Source organism: Paenibacillus sp. FSL H7-0756 (genome assembly GCF_038006765.1).
In the GTDB taxonomy this organism is placed as follows: domain Bacteria; phylum Bacillota; class Bacilli; order Paenibacillales; family Paenibacillaceae; genus Paenibacillus_AQ.
Window position 1 is genome coordinate 1,919,712 of sequence record NZ_JBBOVT010000001.1, and the last position, 15,012, is coordinate 1,934,723.

A 15,012-nucleotide genomic window follows, 5' to 3' on the forward strand; every position below is an offset into this window, starting at 1 on the left:
TGGAATCAGGTGTATAAGTGCTCTTCATTTGAGCGTGAGAGCTGCGTTTGGTGGAATCAGGTGCAGAAGTGCTCTTCATTTGAGCGTGAGAGCTGCGTTTGGTGGAATCAGGTGCAGAAGTGCTCTTCATTTGAGCGTATGAGCTGCGTTTGGGATGGCGTAAAGTAAGTTGTGTACCACAATTTGGAGCCTAGCCAGGCACCAAAAAAGTAGGGTATCCTCGGGTTTACCACAACACCAAGAAGGAGCCCTACTCGATGACTATTGTACCCGAACATATGCTAAATAATCTATTTGAAAAACTTGTTAAAGACTTCATGAAAGAGAATATGGAATCGCTCCTGCGTGCCGAAATCCAAGGGTTTATGTCGAGTGAAGAAGCCGGTGCCAGCAATAGCCGTAACGGATACTATACACGGGATCTGCATACGAGATACGGCCATATCGAGGATCTTCAGGTTCCCCGGGACCGCCAGGGTCTCTTTCAAACTCAGATGTTTGAACCCTACCAACGGCGGGAGGGCTGGCTGGAAGAAGCGGTGATCCAGATGTATAAATCCGGCATGGGAACCCGGGACGTGGCCCGATTTATTGAAAGCATGTTCGGCAGCCATTACTCGCCCACCACCATCAGTAACATCACCGCTACGGTGCTGGAGGATATCCACCAGTGGCAGAAACGTCCGCTGAGCAAACGCTACTCTGTGATCTACCTGGATGGGCTTACGTGAAGCTTAAACGGGGCACGGTCCGGGGCGAAGTCGTCTATTTTGCCATGGGAATCGACGAAGAAGGTCAGCGTCAAATCCTGGGGTTCTACGTAGGGGGTCAAGAGAGCTCGAATGGCTGGCGGGAGGTGCTCAAAGATCTGTACGCACGCGGGGCCCAGGAAGTGCTGCTCGGTGTATTTGACGGACTGCCGGGGCTCGATGCGGCCTTTAAAGAAACCTACCCGCAGGCGGATGTGCAGCATTGTGTGGTGCACAAAGTACGAGCCACGTTACCCAAAATCCGTGTGGAGCACAAAACCGATGTGATTAAGGCCCTGAAGACCGTGTATGATGCACCAGATGAGGTCGTGGCCCGGGCGAACTTTGACACGGTGAAAGCGAAGTGGAATGCGTTATACCCGAAGGAAATGCGGTCTTGGGAGGAGCAGCTTTCGACGTTACTGACGTTCTACAAGTACCCGGAACCGATGCGTAAAGCGATTTACACGTCCAATCCCATTGAGCGAATGAACAAGGAAATCCGCAAACGTCTGAAGCCGATGAACAGCCTGACCAACATGGATGCGGCAGAAAAAATCGTGTATCTGGAGATGTTAGGCTACAACGAAAGGTTTGGGCAGCGAGTCACCCCTGGCTTTGGGGTGGACACGGTGAAAAAGAAGCTCAGCCAGCTCTATGAAGCCCGCTACCCTTCGTTGCCCACAGTCGTAGAAGAGTAGCCAATGAATCCAATTTCTGGGGGTCGGGGTTCCCCCTCCCCCCAGAAACACTACACCCCCAACCCGTAACCCCGGGGAGGTACTTCTACTCATTTACACAAACTTCTTGACGCTACCGCGTTTGGTGGAATCAGGTACAGAAGTGCTCTTCATTTGAGCGTGAGAGCTACTTTTGGTGGAATGAGGAGCAGAAGTGCTCTTCATTTTAGCGTGAGAGCTGCGTTTGGTGGAATCAGGTGTATAAGTGCTCTTCATTTGAGCGTTCGAGTTAACTTAGGGGGACCAGTTGCCTCTTCTGTTTTCCAGTAAATATGGGCAGACTGTTAAGCATCATGAGTAATAGGAGATTTTAGGATGCAGGTGAACAAGTATGGACGGCCAAGTGATTGGTTGGTTACTTTGGTTTGCGGGTTGGCGTTAATAGCAGCGGGGGTTGCGGCCTGTGTGCTGAGAGGGTTCTTTTTCACCGGGGAGATGTATTTGTTCCTGACGGTGTGGTTTGGCTTGTGCGGGGTCTTGCTGGGATCGGTACTAATCTATATGGCGGTTGGTAGAGGGGCTGGGCTGAGGCTGCACAAGGTAGATCCGAAGTTGTCTGGTGGTTACTTGAATAGGACGCAAATTGAGGAACAGTCTGAACGCAGAGAGAATACCCGGGAGTTGGCTGACAATATAGGTGGCGTGAGGGGGCGGCTGGCTGTATGGGGGTTACTCAGCGGTTGTCTGCTACTCTGTCTATTGTATGCTATCCAGGCACTGGGCAGTCCCGTATCCGCACAAGGAACGCTAAATGAAATGCTGCGCTCAGGCTTCTATACTAGCTTTGTGATATTCGCTTTGTTGGCGGCACGAACCCGCCGGGGAGGGGCCCTTCTTGCAGCAGTGTGGCATCTGCTAGGAATCACTATTAGTTTGTCGGCCCTCTTAGCGGTCTGCGGAGGTCTGCCGGTTCCTTATGCGGTGGCGTATACCGAATCGCCTGGGGTCAGTGCCACTGGTGCGAGACTGGCCGGGCTGCTTCAGTATCCGAATGCCTTTGGTGCGGTGATGGCCGTGTATCTGCTGGAACGGCTGTTTGCTGCCGCTTATAGCTTCAGGCTTGGAGATTCTCAGGGAGGTGCAGGCAGCAGTGCGGTGCGTGCAAGTGTCGGTGGAGCGGGTGAGTCAGGTGAGTCAGGTGCAGAAGGTGCGGGCATCAGTGCGAAGCTGACCAGAACCTGGTCCGCTTCGCACTGGCTGAGAGCGGCGCGCCTGCTGCCGCTCTTCCCGTACGCCGCCGCGCTGCTGCTCAGCGAGTCGCGCGGCGCATGGCTGGCTGCGGCTGCCGCCGGTGCCGCAGCCCTTCTCCTGAAGCGGCAACTGTTCGTGCCGCTTCTAATCACCGGCGCCGCCCCCGTTGCCGCGGCGGCGCTACTCTACCGCCAGCTGGCCCGCTCCGGGCTGGCGGCAGAGCCCCTGCCCGGCCTGCTGCTGCTGGCCGGGCTCTGGGCCGGCGCGTGGCTGGCCGGCCTATGGCTGCACCGCCGCAGCTGCCATGCGGCGGGCAGGGTCCGCGCCGCCGTGCTGGCACTGGCGGCGGCGGGCTGGACGGCGGCGGCCAGCGCCGTCCTGCTGCTGGTACGCGCGCGGATCACCGGGCCGTCACCGACGGCCGCCGCGCGCGGGCTGTTCTACCGCGACGCCTGGAAGCTCGCGGCAGAAGCGCCCTGGCTGGGGCGCGGGGGCGAGACTTGGCGGCATGCGTACCTTGCCGCCCAGTCCCGCCCCTACGTAGGCAGCCAGGTGCACAGCGGTTACCTCGACATCCTCCTGAACCTCGGGATGGCGGGTCTGGCTGCGCTCCTCCTGCTGCTCCTGGCCGCAGGAGGGCTGGTATTCAAGGCGTCACCAAGGCTGCTTCCGCCCTTGCTTGTGATCGTGCTGCATAGCGCAGCCGATTTCGACTGGAGCTATGGACTGGTCTGGCTGCTGCTGCTCCTGCTGCCCGCCTGGGCAGTTGCCGAAGCTAATAGCCTGACTATTAGGACGGTTAACTCTCCAGCTCAGCATGACTCCCGTTGGCAGCGCAGCAAGCTGACTGGCCAGCGAAGGAAGCGGCCGCGCCGGTTATGGGTTTATGCAGGCATAACCGTTCTCTGCGGGCTGACCGTCCTATACAGCGGCCTTTCCTTCCAGGTCATGAAAGGGGCTGCTCTATTCAAGCAGGCGGTCAGAGAGAATGATCCTGCGGTACGAATTACACTGCTGCAGCAATCACTGAGATGGAATCCGAGAGAGCCGCAGACTGCGGTTGCTTTATCACGGCTGCTCCCACAAAACCAAGGGGTTGATCTGTTATTGCGCAGCCTGTCATTCTCTCCAGGGAATGTTGCTCTGCATGGGGAGCTTGCGGCAAATTATCTGCGGGGCAGTGATCCTGGTGAAGCGTTGTACTGGGTCCGCCGAAGTCAACAGACGGATCACTTTAATGCTTCGGGGCGGCTTGCTGCTCTAAGAGGAATGCTTGAGATGGGGGAACGCAGCTTGGCAGAGGGAGACAGACGTATAGCGGAGGACAGCGCGACGGCGGGACTAGAGCTGCTGCGGCAGTACAGCCTGCTGACCACCATGGAGCAGGACAGAGGACCGCAGCACAATGACCGCAACTTCACCCTACTTCCGCAGAGCGAAGTGATCTATCTTGAGTTAACACATTTACAATCCCAGGCGGCCCTTAGCTCCAATAATAAATAAGACGTACCTCAGTATGGAACTCGAAGTTTGATCGCGAGTGGAGTAAACCTATCAGCACAATGACCGCAGCTTCAACCTAGAACCTTATCAGATTTAAAATAGTTGAGCAGACGCAATTCCTTTAAAATTACAATTTATCCCAATTGATCCTTGTTCTTCAGGGGCGTTTGGCTTAGCGTAACGGACAGAGGTGCTCTTATCCGGGAAGAAAGTCGTCACTTGGGCGATTAACGGACCCTATGGGCCTTATCCCCTGCCATTCAGCTCCAAAACGACTCGTAGAAGGACGATAAGGTCGCCTGAGTCCGTTACGATGCAAAAGGTGGCGTTCTCGTGGGAATAAGGTCTTTTCAGTCCGTTAGATTTTTTGAGATGATAAGGTTTCATTACACGAACCCCTGAGTATCAAAAGCGTATCCGCCCTTTTCAATCTGACACTGTACTAGTAGCCCATCAGCTTTAAAACTGTAAGGAAGACCTCAGGAGTGTTAACGTGTGAACATGAACATCCATGAACATCAAGCTGATATTAAGCTGATGCTGCACCCGTTGCAGACTTCTACTCTTGCATTCAAGTAGGTGATTGTATTTCCTGCAATAGAAAATGGATTACTGACCGTAGAATGAGATTCTATTGTATTTCATACAGTAGAATGTTGTGTTTTGGGTGAAAACTGGCCTTTGTTCAACATTCCATTGTACGGAATACAATAGATTCTATTTCGGAGCCTATTTTACAGCATTCCATTGTACAAAATGCAGTTACTATCGTTCGAGCGCCTGCAGCATCCGAATGACTGCTGTACTAGGACTTCCCACCACCGCCCATCCCCCGAGCCGCAGTTCCTACCCATCCCCCGGCTTATCTCAGGCTTTAACACGCCGCGAGATCAGCCATGAGTACACAATTGGAACAATAGTCATGATTACCAGAGCGGTGATGATCATGCTGATCGACAGCGTAACGGGCATGAAGGCGGCAAGCGCAATCAGCAGACCGCCAGTCACCCACATTCTTCCGGAGAAACGGTGGGTTCTCCGCCATACGGCAGGGTCATGCAGCGTCCAGGGCGTGCGGATTCCTGTGAAATAATTATCCCTGATCTGCGGCAGGAAATTTCCGATTACAGCCAGCAGCAGCCCTACGCTCACAGTAGCCCATTTTCCGGCGGCAAATTGCTCATCGAGCCCGAAGCTGACCGACAGGACTAGAGCGGCATCACAGATGACGGCAACGGTGAGACGGATCATTTTGTAAGGGCCGGGGAACTTATTATAATTCTCTCCCTTGGGGTCAACATTGCGTATGAACTGCATCGCGAGCGGAAAAATCAAGCCCAAAAAAGAGAACAAGATAATAACCGAACCCTTGCTCCAGTAAGTATTGACCTTGCCCGTTATACTGAATTGGGCGGGCAGCTGATCCGGCAGCCTGCCGTAATTCACCAGCGCGTAGCCCAGTGAGAGGAGCCCGAGAATGACAATCAGCGTATCCTGCCACTTCCATGTGAAATTCTTCATCAATGTTCATCCTCCGTATGTTTAATAGCGGGCGGTTCACTTTTCCCTTTGGTCCCGGAGCCCTTCGAGCCAGAATCTGTCTGAGTTTCCGGTTGGCCGTCCGTGCTGCCCTTGCCCGTACCCGTTAATTCCAGGAACCAGCCAAGTACCTCTTCAAGTACCGTGGAGTCCAGCGAATAGACGATGAATTGCCCGTTACGTTCGTCCTGCACCAGTCCTGCGTGCTTCAGCGCATTGAGGTGGTGAGAGATGCTGGGCTTCGTCATATTGAAAAAATCGGCGATTTCCCCGGCCGTCCGGTCCTTTTCACGCAGCAGCCGGAGAATTTGTCTCCGGGTCGGGTCGGCGAGCGCTTTGAACGATTCATTCAACTCCATGTCCTCCTTTCGATATTTAAATAATTATCTAAATGTATAATATGACTCGATTCCAATCTTTGTCAACACGGAAAACTCACACATATGTTTCAGCGAAGGCGCTTTTCTTCCAAATAGAAGAATTTATATGCTTCACGCTATAAATTATCCTTCTATTTCCCGCCGAACCGCTACCGTCCTGCAAAGAACAGCAGAGCCGTTTACGCTTGTATTCCTTAAGTAGAAGTCGTAAGCCTGCATATGCTAGAATAGGCTAGGAGAAGCTGGATACATAGAGCGGTTAAGCAGATGGGTTCTGCCAGCAGAATACCAGGCTATTACGCCATACGGGAGGAGACCTGCAGTGCATTTTATATCTGATGTCATTTCACAATTGTTTGAATGGATTCAGTCTCTGGGCTACTTCGGGATTATGATCGGGCTCATGATTGAAGTCATTCCAAGTGAGATTGTCCTGGCTTTTGGCGGCTATTTGGTCTCACAAGGCGATATTAACTTTTTTGGTGCGGTGCTGTTCGGTACCGTTGGGGGAGTAATCGCCCAGATCTTTGTTTATTGGATTGGCCGTTATGGCGGCAGGCCTGTGCTGGAGAAGTACGGCAAGTACATTTTCATCTCCAAAAAGCATATTGACCACTCCGAAGAATGGTTTCAAAAGTATGGGACCGGTGTGATTTTCACAGCCCGTTTTATCCCGGTTGTCCGCCATGCCATATCCGTTCCGGCCGGTATTTCCCGCATGCCGCTGGGCAAATTCACTATGCTGACAACCCTTGCAGTTATCCCGTGGAGCGCGTTGTTTGTCTATCTGGGGTACACGCTTGGAGACAAGTGGGAGACCATTGATGAGGTCGCAGCCAAGTATACTCATGAGATTCTTCTTGGCGCTATTGCGGTAATTATTCTGTATTTCCTGTTCAAGTGGTACAAATCCAAAAAGAAGGGTAGTGCAGTATGAAGCAGAATGTAGCATCCAAATTTGGCCAAGGCCTGACTCCGCGCCAGTTCGTGGAAGCCATGACGAAGAACCAGCAGGCTTTTGAATCCTGGTATGAGAAGTTCGCCTGGGAAGACGAGAGTGACCGGGAATATTTCGAGAGCCTGAATCACCGTGATGATCTGCGTGTGCTGATTCTGGCTGCGGACTGGTGCGGAGATGTGGTCCGCAATGTTCCGGTCGTCTTCCGGATTCTGGAGACTGCGGGCATTAAGACGGAAGTGCTGATTCTCGAAGAGAACCAGGAGCTGATGGACAATTTCCTGACCATGGGCGGACGCTCCGTTCCCATCGTGATTTTTGCGGATACCGGAGGTTATGTACTGGGGCAGTGGGGACCGCGTCCGGAGCATGTCCAGACCCTGATGAGAGAATTCAAACGGGAGAACCCGGACCGCGAAGCAGCGGACTATGACAGCAAAATTACCGAAGTGCGCAAAGCAATGGGGCAAGCCTACGGAGAAGGAACGGAATCACACGCAGTTATCGCCAAAGAGCTGCGCAGTCTGATCTCCGGATTCTAATGCCGATGCTTAATATTCGTTCTTATAATCTGGGGGCACTCCAGACCAATGCCTATCTTCTGACGGGGGCAGACCCTAAGCGCGGTGTCATCATCGATCCTGGTGCTAATCCAGCTGCCCTTCTGCGCGCGTCTGAGGGAATGGAGATTGAGGCGATTCTGCTGACACATGCCCATTTCGACCATATTGCCGGGCTGGACGAGGTCCGCAAGGCCAAGAAGTGCCCGGTCTATATCCATCCGCTGGAGAGTGAGTGGCTGGGCAGCCCGAAGCTGAACGGCTCCTTGATGTGGCCTGATACCACGCCTCCCATCAGCACAGATCCGGCAGAATACGATCTGGCGGAAGGCCAGATTCTGAAGCTGCTCGGCCTTTCTTTCCGTGTACTGCATACGCCGGGACATTCGCCGGGCAGCGTCAGCTTTTTATGCGGGAATGATCTGTTCGCCGGTGATGTCTTGTTCAAAATGGGAGTGGGACGTACCGATCTTCCGGGCGGCAGAGAACGGGATCTGATTGATTCGATCCGCGGCAAGCTCTACCGGCTGGATGAGGAAGTGAGAGTGTTCCCCGGACATGGTCCGCGAACCTCAATCGGCTATGAGAAGCTTCACAACCCGTATGTTCCGATGTAGGAACGACATCTTCTGGCCTGATTTGACACAAACCGGGAAATTAGAGGTGGACAAGCAGGGGCCAGGTTGTTACAATATGGTTAATTAAATGTAACATTTACCTCGCGAAGCACGCAGACTGTGGAATAATCCCGGTTTGCGTTCTTTTTTTTGCCTATAGATTTGCCTATAGATATGAATTTTTTTAGGGGGAAGCAGAATGAAGAATAATATGCATTGCCAGCTGGATTACGGGGAATTGGAAGCGAATGATTCATTGATAGCAGAGCGGAATGAAGGGAATGATCTGACCGGGAAGAGTGATACTAAGTATACGCTGTTCTGGAGCTTTCCCGGAGGCAAGGGGGCTGTACAGCCATGGAGACGCAGACTGTGGGAGCTGCAGAATAATTCGGACTCTGAATGAACGATAGCTATTACATAGACGTATTACAGGTGTGACAGAAGAGATAAGGGGAGGGGCTATGGGCGACAGGACGCTGGAGAACATCAGCCAGGCACAGCAGGGTGACGCTGCTGCACTGGCCGTGCTGCTGCGGGAGCATTATCCCTTCCTGTACAAGTATCTGATCAAAGCGACACTTGACCCTTTGCTTGCGGAAGAGATTGCTCAGGACACGATGGTCAGATGTATGGAGAAGATCGGGACTTATAACGGGACCTCGGCATTCTCTTCATGGCTGATTACCATTGGCAGCCGGCTCTACATCGACCGTAAGCGGCGCTGGAGCCGTGAGGCGCAGTGGCGGGAAGGGCAGATGCAGGAGCAGGGGAACCGCAGTTTACGCTGGAGCTTTGAGAGCCGGAATATGGAGTGGAGTGAAGTGCTTGACGCCTTGTCGCGTCTATCCTCTGCGCACAGAATGGCTGTACTGCTGAAGCATTATTACGGGTACAGCTATGATGAGATCGGGGAGATGCTGGAGATTCCTTCCGGAACGGTCAAATCACGGGTAGCTGCCGGACTGGGTCAACTGCGAAAGGAGCTGAATGAGGATGAGGTTTAAGAGTGACGAGGAGCTGCTGGGTAAGCTGTCCGCGGAGCTGGATCATCTGGATATGCTGTATGCCGATGTTACTCCGCCCTCCTTGCCGGAGCTGGAGCAGCTTATTGCCGGGGAAGCTGTCCGCCGGAGGAAGCGGCGCCGTAAGGAACTGCTGATCTTCCTATTGGTGGCTCTTGTACTGGTTACCATAGTGATTTCTATTCTAAGCACGGCGCCGGTGCTGTATTGGAGTCTGCAGGCAGTGTTCATTCTGAGCGCACTTGGCAGCCTGGGAGCAGCGCGGATCAGACACGGGCGGGAGGAATTATAATTGTGAAGGAGCTGCAGGAGATACCTATTTGGCTCTGGATGATTATTGCGGCCTTACTGCTGCTGCAGGGAACCTGGCTGTTCCATGATGCCAGAGACAGAGGTCAGGGGATGAAGGCCTGGTTGTGGGGAATCTGGGGACTTACCGGGGCGCCCTCACCGGCAGTATGTTACCTGCTGTTTGTAGTTCTTCCAGATAAGCGCAAACGGAAGGCCGGAAGGAGCCGCTGAGACAATAGCTGATTGCCCGGGAGATAAGGAGGATACGGCTATGAATGATTTGAATTGGGGATTGATTGGGCCGCTGCTTGCATTGCAGGTAATACTGGCAATCATCGGTCTGATTTCTCTGAGCAAGACAGAGCAGGTACGCGGACCGAAATGGATGTGGGTTCTATTCTTGATTTTTGGCAACCTGCTGGGCAGTGTGGCTTATTTCACACTGGGAAGGAAAGAGTTCTGATGCCGCTGCTAGAGGTTAAGGATCTTCACAAGAGCTTTAAGGGACATCCCTCAGTGAATGGCATCAGCTTTGGAATTGAAGCAGGACGCTGTGTCGCCCTGCTCGGACCCAATGGAGCCGGGAAGACTACAACGCTGCGCATGCTTGCCGGCCTTCTGCCGCAGAGCGCGGGAACGATCACTTTTGACGGGTCTCCGGGGACGGATTACCGCCGGCAACTGGGCTATCTGCCGCAAGCCCCGGCTTTTTACAATTGGATGAGCGGGCACGAATATATCTTATTTGCCGCCAAGATGAGCGGATTGAATGCACGGGAGGCTGCAGCGGCATCGGGCGTTGTGCTGGAGCGTGTGGGACTAGGCTCTGCGGCACGGCGGCGGATTGGCGGATATTCCGGGGGGATGAAGCAGCGCTTGGGGCTGGCCCAGGCCCTGGTACACCGCCCGCGCCTGCTTCTGCTGGATGAGCCGGTCTCCGCGCTTGATCCTATCGGACGCCGGGAAGTCATGGAACTGCTTAGGGACATCCGGGAGCAGACAACCGTTATTTTCTCCACGCATGTGCTGCATGATGCGGAAGAGATATGCGATGATGTCGTATTGATGAACCAGGGGACCATAGCCGTTCAAGGAACCTTGTCCAGTCTCCGCGCAGAATACAGTCTGCCGGTAATCCGGCTCACTACAGGGAAGGAAGCTTCGGCTATCCGGTGGCTGGAGGAGCTTAGACACAGGGATTTTATTGAAGAAGCGCTTATTTCGGAGGGCAAGGCCGTGTTCAACGTCACGGATGTAGGGCTTGCCCGCCGGACGCTATTACAGGAAGCCGTAGAGCTGGATATTCCGCTGCTGCAATTTGAAGCAGGCTCATCGACACTGGAGGACCTGTTCATGAAGGTGGTGGGAACATGAGGAAGCTTTGGGCTCTATATTTGAAGGAGATGCTGGAGAATGTGCGCAGCTATAAGCTGATATGGGTTCCCGTGGTGTTTATTGTTCTGGGAATTATGCAGCCGCTGGTGAGCTTTTATATGGCGGATATCCTGGCGTTCTCTTCCAATGTCCCGGCTGGGTTGATGGAGAATATGGAGAGACCGGCCGCGTCCTCTGTAATGGTTCAGGCCTTGGGCCAGTATGGAACAATTGGTATGCTGATTCTGGTGCTGGGAACGATGAACAGCCTGGCAGGAGAGCGCAGCAGCGGCACCTCCGAACTGTTAATGGCGAAGCCGGTCTCCTCTATATCCGTTGTTGCGGCCAAATGGACCGCGAACTTCACGGTACTGGTTATTGCCATTGGGCTGGGGGCAGCGGGAGCGGCTTATTATACAATACAGCTTATGGGAGCTTTATCCTGGCGGGATGTGATCGCAGCGTCCGGACTGTATGCATTGTGGCTGCTCTGTGCGGTGTCGCTTACCCTGCTCTTCAGTGCCTGGCTGCGCGGGCCTGCAGCTGCCGGCCTGTCTCTCCTGCTGGCAGCGGTCATGAGTCTCGTCCATGGCCTGTTGCCAGTTAAGCTGAGCTGGATGCCTGCTGCTCTGCCCGGAATGTCTGCCGGTGTGCTTGCAGATGGAGGCACCGGAGTGGGCTTGGCACCGATTGTCTCCGCCGTGCTCCTGATTGTGATTTGTATTGCCGGTGCCTCACTGCTGGCTGGAAGGAATAAATTGCCATTTTAGCAAGCTTTGCAATAAGAAAGCCATCTTTCATGAATTTTCAGAGTGTTTTCTGCGGAAATTCATCGTACAATCATCCTGCTGCTGGACAGCTCTATCTTTTTTTAGTAGACTGTTGAAACAAGCAGAACCATGATAGATTTTGGTCAGGAGGTAGGATGATGCTGCGTTTAGGAGAGAAAATTGTCATTGTCGCAGACGCTTTTGAGCAAAGTCTTCCTATCGGAGACTATGGCTACCTGATTGCTTACGACCGCAATCCTGATAATGCGTTTGATTATGTCATTCGTGTTCCCGAAGCTAACCGGAATTTCTATGTTACGGCAGAGGATATTGAGGCCGAGGAGCAATTGCTGGTAGCAGAAGCCGAGAGAGCCACGCACGAAGCGCTGATAGATTATGCATTGTCAACGTACAACGAGAAGCTGTTCCATCACCTGATGAACGGCGAAGAAGTTGAAGCGGAAGAGATAGAGACAACATCCCCAGAAAGTTTGTCCCAGGCGGATTTCATCAAACAGGTGAATCTTCGCGCTTGGATTTAAGTAAGAGCCGGCGAAATGCCGGCTTTTTTTTGTCTAGTGATAAGCTAAGCATGCCGCCTGCAGTCCACACCTTTACAAACAAAATGACTATTAATTCAAACGATTATTACTATTTTGGTCTAGGGAACGGATGATAAGATCAGCAAAGAGCAGGGCAATAGATCTATAAACCGGGGGTGATAACAATCGGCTGCTTGCGGGAGACAGCCATGACGCCTCCCCTCCTGTATACGCTTCCACTTATAATCAGAACCGGTCCATAGTGCGTCCCTGCAAAGGATTTTCTTTGCGGTAGACTCTGGGCAATGTGCCGGTGACCTTTTTAAAGGCTTTGGTAAAGTAATTATAATCGGGAATGCCGACTTGCTCCGCAATTTCGTAGATCGGACTGTCGGTGTCACCCAGCAGCCGTTTGGCCATTTGAATGCGCAGGTTGCGGATATATTCCGCAATGCCCATGCCAAAGTTCTGCTCCGAGAGCTTGTAGAGATGGGATTTGCTGATGCTGAACTCTCTGCACAGAACAGGAACGGACAGATGCTCCTTAATATGATCTGTAATATAACTGTCAATCTTTTGTGCGAGCGAATCCTCCTTCAGAATTAGCATCCGGGACAGATACAGGTAGCTGGCGCTCATCTCCATGGTTTTGGCATAAGCATCAATGATTTCCTTGGAGATCTGTTTTTTTTGCTGAAAGGCATGGTGCAGTTTATCCATATCCACCTGATAGACGCCTATATTCTCATAGACCCTCTGCCATAGCTCATCGCGTTCTCCGGTCTGCAGCAGTTGGCCGAACATAATATACCCGATGACCTGATTATCCGTTTGAATAGGAACCACCGTTTCTGTAAGTCCGGCATGACATTGATAGGTATATAGCTGCTTCTCCTTTTTCACTTGGGTACAGGCCTGCTGGTCGCAGAGGATGCACTGGGCCTCCGCGCGCGGATCACTCCGGATGATATGGCAATAGGTCGAATGGCGGGTGGGATAAGCAGCCAGCTCATGAAAGGAATTGTCGAAAATCACTGTGCGGATACCGGTCAATGTATAAAAATTGCGCAGCAGTTCCTTGACGTCCGATAAGTTGAACAACAAGCCCATTATGCTGCCTCCTCTTCTTCCGGATGGATCACTCGTTGCTGGCAACATTGTACTGTATCTTATGTGTGACATACAAACAAAAAAAAGAGACGAGGTGCTTTTAGAATGCCGCTTATCGATCTGCCGCTGGAGCAATTATTGACTTACGAGGGACGGACCCCCCGTCCGGCCAACTTCGAGGCTTATTGGGAACAAGCATTGCAAGAGATGAGAACGACGGATGCCCAAGTTGAATTGGTGAGAAGCGAGTTTCAGGTTCCGTACGCTGAATGCTTTCATTTATATTTTACAGGGACAGGTGGAGCGCGTATCCACGCGAAGCTGATCAAGCCGAAGCATGCTGCCGGCCCGCATCCGGCGGTGGTACAGTTCCACGGGTACGCCCACCACTCGGATGACTGGGCCGACAAGCTGATCTATGCTTCCTTGGGCTTTACTATAGCTGCAATGGATTGCAGAGGTCAGGGAGGATTGTCCGAAGATGTCGGAGGGGTCAAAGGAACCACACATAAAGGGCACCTGATTCGCGGACTGGATGATTCAGCCGAACAGTTGCTGTTCCGGCAGATCTTTCTTGATGCGGCGCAGCTGGCCGCGATTGTAATGGACATGCCGGAAGTGGATGCTGCCCGTGTCGCGGCAATCGGAGGATCGCAGGGAGGAGGGCTGGCGCTGGCCTGTGCGGCGCTTGAGCCGCGGATCAACCGGGCTGCGCCCAGTGTTCCGTTCCTGTGTGATTACAAACGGGTCTGGGAAATGGACCTGGCCAGAGATGCCTACGAGGAACTGCGGACTTTTTTTCGTCACCGCGATCCCCAGCACCTGCGGGAGGACGAGATTTTTGAACGGCTCGGATACATTGATGTTCAACATCTGGCGGACCGGATTCAAGGAAAAGTGATGCTGGGTGTGGGCTTGCTGGACACGGTGTGCCCGCCTTCCACTCAGTTCGCCGCCTACAACCGCATCCGCAGCGAGAAAAAACTGGAGATCTATCCCGATTTTATCCATGAGCGGCTGCCGGGCTTTGAGGACAAGACGATACAATTTCTGCTTGAAATGTGAGAGGCGAACCGCCTCTCTTTCTTGATAGTTAAGAATTTATATGTTTTGGGGTCCCCGCAAAGTACCTGAGTCAACACCTACGCTAAAGCCTCACTACCCTGGAAATAACTTTACTTCCCCATTTCCATCTTCTGTGGTGCCGCGTCAGCGGCATGGATGGCTTTGTGGGGTTATTTTGTATAGTCTTGGGTACGTACGTAGAATTCAGTAGTTTTGCCTATCGCAGCCATACATTATCCATGCTACTGCAATCCATGCGGACTGGAAGGCCGTTATTTCAGACGTTTGGGCTATTCTGCACGCTCGGCGGACTGAGGTACTCTTAACTAACTTATTTGCTCTTGTTTTCGGCTCGTCCAGACCCAATAACGGCCACTCAGTCCGCAATCAGCAGAATAGGTGTCTTTTTGGCAATATAAGAGACTCCCAGTCCGGCAATCACCCAAATTATTTATTTCATGCACCAAAAAACCGCGAAGCCTACCCTGGAAATAACTTTACTTCCCCATTTCCATTTTCTGTGGTGCCGCGCCAGCGGCATGGATAGCTTGTGGGGTTATTTTGTTGTTCCAGGACCTGTTACAGAGGTATGATGTCG

General features: G+C 52.8%; 15 protein-coding genes and 2 pseudogenes. 14 read left to right on the forward strand and 3 right to left on the reverse strand.

Annotation, left to right across the window (positions count from 1 at the left end):
* Positions 1–257 precede the first annotated feature (257 nt).
* Positions 258–1,450, forward strand: a pseudogene (locus NST04_RS08560) (IS256 family transposase).
* Between the two features lie 354 nt (positions 1,451–1,804).
* Positions 1,805–4,183, forward strand: coding sequence for an O-antigen ligase family protein (locus NST04_RS08565; RefSeq protein ID WP_341183911.1), 2,379 nt, complete (start codon positions 1,805–1,807; stop codon positions 4,181–4,183).
* An 867-nt stretch (positions 4,184–5,050) separates the two neighbouring features.
* On the opposite strand, the gene NST04_RS08570 is transcribed toward NST04_RS08565, so the two are convergent.
* Together NST04_RS08570 and NST04_RS08575 are read right to left on the reverse strand one after the other, a co-directional pair.
* Entirely contained in the window at positions 5,051–5,704 is a 654-nt protein-coding gene (locus NST04_RS08570; protein WP_341183912.1) for an SdpI family protein, read from the reverse strand.
* A 110-nt stretch (positions 5,705–5,814) separates the two neighbouring features.
* Positions 5,815–6,075, reverse strand: a pseudogene (locus NST04_RS08575) (autorepressor SdpR family transcription factor); the annotation flags it as partial.
* Positions 6,076–6,424: 349 nt separating this feature from the next.
* Between NST04_RS08575 and NST04_RS08580 the strand changes: the two are divergent.
* The 11 genes from NST04_RS08580 (at position 6,425) to NST04_RS08630 (ending at position 12,239) form a co-directional block, all read left to right on the forward strand.
* On the forward strand, positions 6,425–7,039 hold the full coding sequence (locus NST04_RS08580; protein WP_341183913.1) for a DedA family protein: 615 nt from the start codon (positions 6,425–6,427) through the stop codon (positions 7,037–7,039).
* Complete coding sequence (locus tag NST04_RS08585; RefSeq protein WP_340751667.1) at positions 7,036–7,602, forward strand: thioredoxin family protein; 567 nt, start codon at positions 7,036–7,038, stop codon at positions 7,600–7,602. The genes NST04_RS08580 and NST04_RS08585 overlap by 4 nt, the downstream gene beginning before the upstream one ends.
* A gap of 5 nt (positions 7,603–7,607) precedes the next feature.
* On the forward strand, positions 7,608–8,237 hold the full coding sequence (locus tag NST04_RS08590) for an MBL fold metallo-hydrolase (protein WP_341183914.1): 630 nt from the start codon (positions 7,608–7,610) through the stop codon (positions 8,235–8,237).
* Between the two features lie 199 nt (positions 8,238–8,436).
* On the forward strand, positions 8,437–8,643 hold the full coding sequence (locus NST04_RS08595) for a hypothetical protein (protein WP_341183915.1): 207 nt from the start codon (positions 8,437–8,439) through the stop codon (positions 8,641–8,643).
* A 58-nt stretch (positions 8,644–8,701) separates the two neighbouring features.
* The gene (gene sigY / locus NST04_RS08600; protein WP_341183916.1) at positions 8,702–9,244 is read left to right on the forward strand and encodes an RNA polymerase sigma factor SigY; all 543 of its coding nucleotides are present in this window, start codon (positions 8,702–8,704) and stop codon (positions 9,242–9,244) included.
* Positions 9,234–9,554: a YxlC family protein gene (locus NST04_RS08605; RefSeq protein WP_341183917.1), complete on the forward strand. Its 321-nt coding sequence runs from the start codon at positions 9,234–9,236 to the stop codon at positions 9,552–9,554. The genes sigY and NST04_RS08605 overlap by 11 nt, the downstream gene beginning before the upstream one ends.
* Before the next feature lie 2 nt (positions 9,555–9,556).
* The gene (locus tag NST04_RS08610; protein WP_341183918.1) at positions 9,557–9,784 is read left to right on the forward strand and encodes a hypothetical protein; all 228 of its coding nucleotides are present in this window, start codon (positions 9,557–9,559) and stop codon (positions 9,782–9,784) included.
* A 40-nt stretch (positions 9,785–9,824) separates the two neighbouring features.
* Entirely contained in the window at positions 9,825–10,016 is a 192-nt protein-coding gene (locus NST04_RS08615; protein WP_036696316.1) for a PLD nuclease N-terminal domain-containing protein, read from the forward strand.
* The gene (locus tag NST04_RS08620) at positions 10,016–10,927 is read left to right on the forward strand and encodes an ABC transporter ATP-binding protein (RefSeq protein ID WP_341183919.1); all 912 of its coding nucleotides are present in this window, start codon (positions 10,016–10,018) and stop codon (positions 10,925–10,927) included. Before NST04_RS08615 ends, NST04_RS08620 begins: the two co-directional genes overlap by 1 nt.
* Positions 10,924–11,697: an ABC transporter permease subunit gene (locus tag NST04_RS08625; protein WP_341183920.1), complete on the forward strand. Its 774-nt coding sequence runs from the start codon at positions 10,924–10,926 to the stop codon at positions 11,695–11,697. The genes NST04_RS08620 and NST04_RS08625 overlap by 4 nt, the downstream gene beginning before the upstream one ends.
* 158 nt (positions 11,698–11,855) lie before the next feature.
* On the forward strand, positions 11,856–12,239 hold the full coding sequence (locus NST04_RS08630) for a hypothetical protein (RefSeq protein WP_036696310.1): 384 nt from the start codon (positions 11,856–11,858) through the stop codon (positions 12,237–12,239).
* A gap of 246 nt (positions 12,240–12,485) precedes the next feature.
* On the opposite strand, the gene NST04_RS08635 is transcribed toward NST04_RS08630, so the two are convergent.
* Positions 12,486–13,349, reverse strand: coding sequence for a PocR ligand-binding domain-containing protein (locus NST04_RS08635; protein ID WP_341183921.1), 864 nt, complete (start codon positions 13,347–13,349; stop codon positions 12,486–12,488).
* A 105-nt stretch (positions 13,350–13,454) separates the two neighbouring features.
* Here NST04_RS08635 and NST04_RS08640 point away from each other — a divergent pair, with 105 nt between their 5' ends.
* The gene (locus NST04_RS08640) at positions 13,455–14,414 is read left to right on the forward strand and encodes an alpha/beta fold hydrolase (RefSeq protein ID WP_341183922.1); all 960 of its coding nucleotides are present in this window, start codon (positions 13,455–13,457) and stop codon (positions 14,412–14,414) included.
* Positions 14,415–15,012: the final 598 nt, after the last annotated feature.

What these genes read in the sequence shown, in the direction of transcription:
- NST04_RS08620 (WP_341183919.1), top strand. Translation starts at nt 10,016, where the DNA reads ATGCCGCTGCTAGAGGTTAAGGATCTTCACAAGAGCTTTAAGGGACAT.
- NST04_RS08625 (WP_341183920.1), top strand. Translation starts at nt 10,924, where the DNA reads ATGAGGAAGCTTTGGGCTCTATATTTGAAGGAGATGCTGGAGAATGTG.
- NST04_RS08635 (WP_341183921.1), bottom strand. Translation starts at nt 13,349, where the DNA reads ATGGGCTTGTTGTTCAACTTATCGGACGTCAAGGAACTGCTGCGCAAT.
- NST04_RS08585 (WP_340751667.1), top strand. Translation starts at nt 7,036, where the DNA reads ATGAAGCAGAATGTAGCATCCAAATTTGGCCAAGGCCTGACTCCGCGC.
- NST04_RS08590 (WP_341183914.1), top strand. Translation starts at nt 7,608, where the DNA reads ATGCTTAATATTCGTTCTTATAATCTGGGGGCACTCCAGACCAATGCC.
- NST04_RS08570 (WP_341183912.1), bottom strand. Translation starts at nt 5,704, where the DNA reads ATGAAGAATTTCACATGGAAGTGGCAGGATACGCTGATTGTCATTCTC.
- NST04_RS08615 (WP_036696316.1), top strand. Translation starts at nt 9,825, where the DNA reads ATGAATGATTTGAATTGGGGATTGATTGGGCCGCTGCTTGCATTGCAG.
- NST04_RS08565 (WP_341183911.1), top strand. Translation starts at nt 1,805, where the DNA reads ATGCAGGTGAACAAGTATGGACGGCCAAGTGATTGGTTGGTTACTTTG.
- NST04_RS08595 (WP_341183915.1), top strand. Translation starts at nt 8,437, where the DNA reads ATGAAGAATAATATGCATTGCCAGCTGGATTACGGGGAATTGGAAGCG.
- NST04_RS08630 (WP_036696310.1), top strand. Translation starts at nt 11,856, where the DNA reads ATGCTGCGTTTAGGAGAGAAAATTGTCATTGTCGCAGACGCTTTTGAG.
- NST04_RS08640 (WP_341183922.1), top strand. Translation starts at nt 13,455, where the DNA reads ATGCCGCTTATCGATCTGCCGCTGGAGCAATTATTGACTTACGAGGGA.
- NST04_RS08605 (WP_341183917.1), top strand. Translation starts at nt 9,234, where the DNA reads ATGAGGTTTAAGAGTGACGAGGAGCTGCTGGGTAAGCTGTCCGCGGAG.
- sigY (WP_341183916.1), top strand. Translation starts at nt 8,702, where the DNA reads ATGGGCGACAGGACGCTGGAGAACATCAGCCAGGCACAGCAGGGTGAC.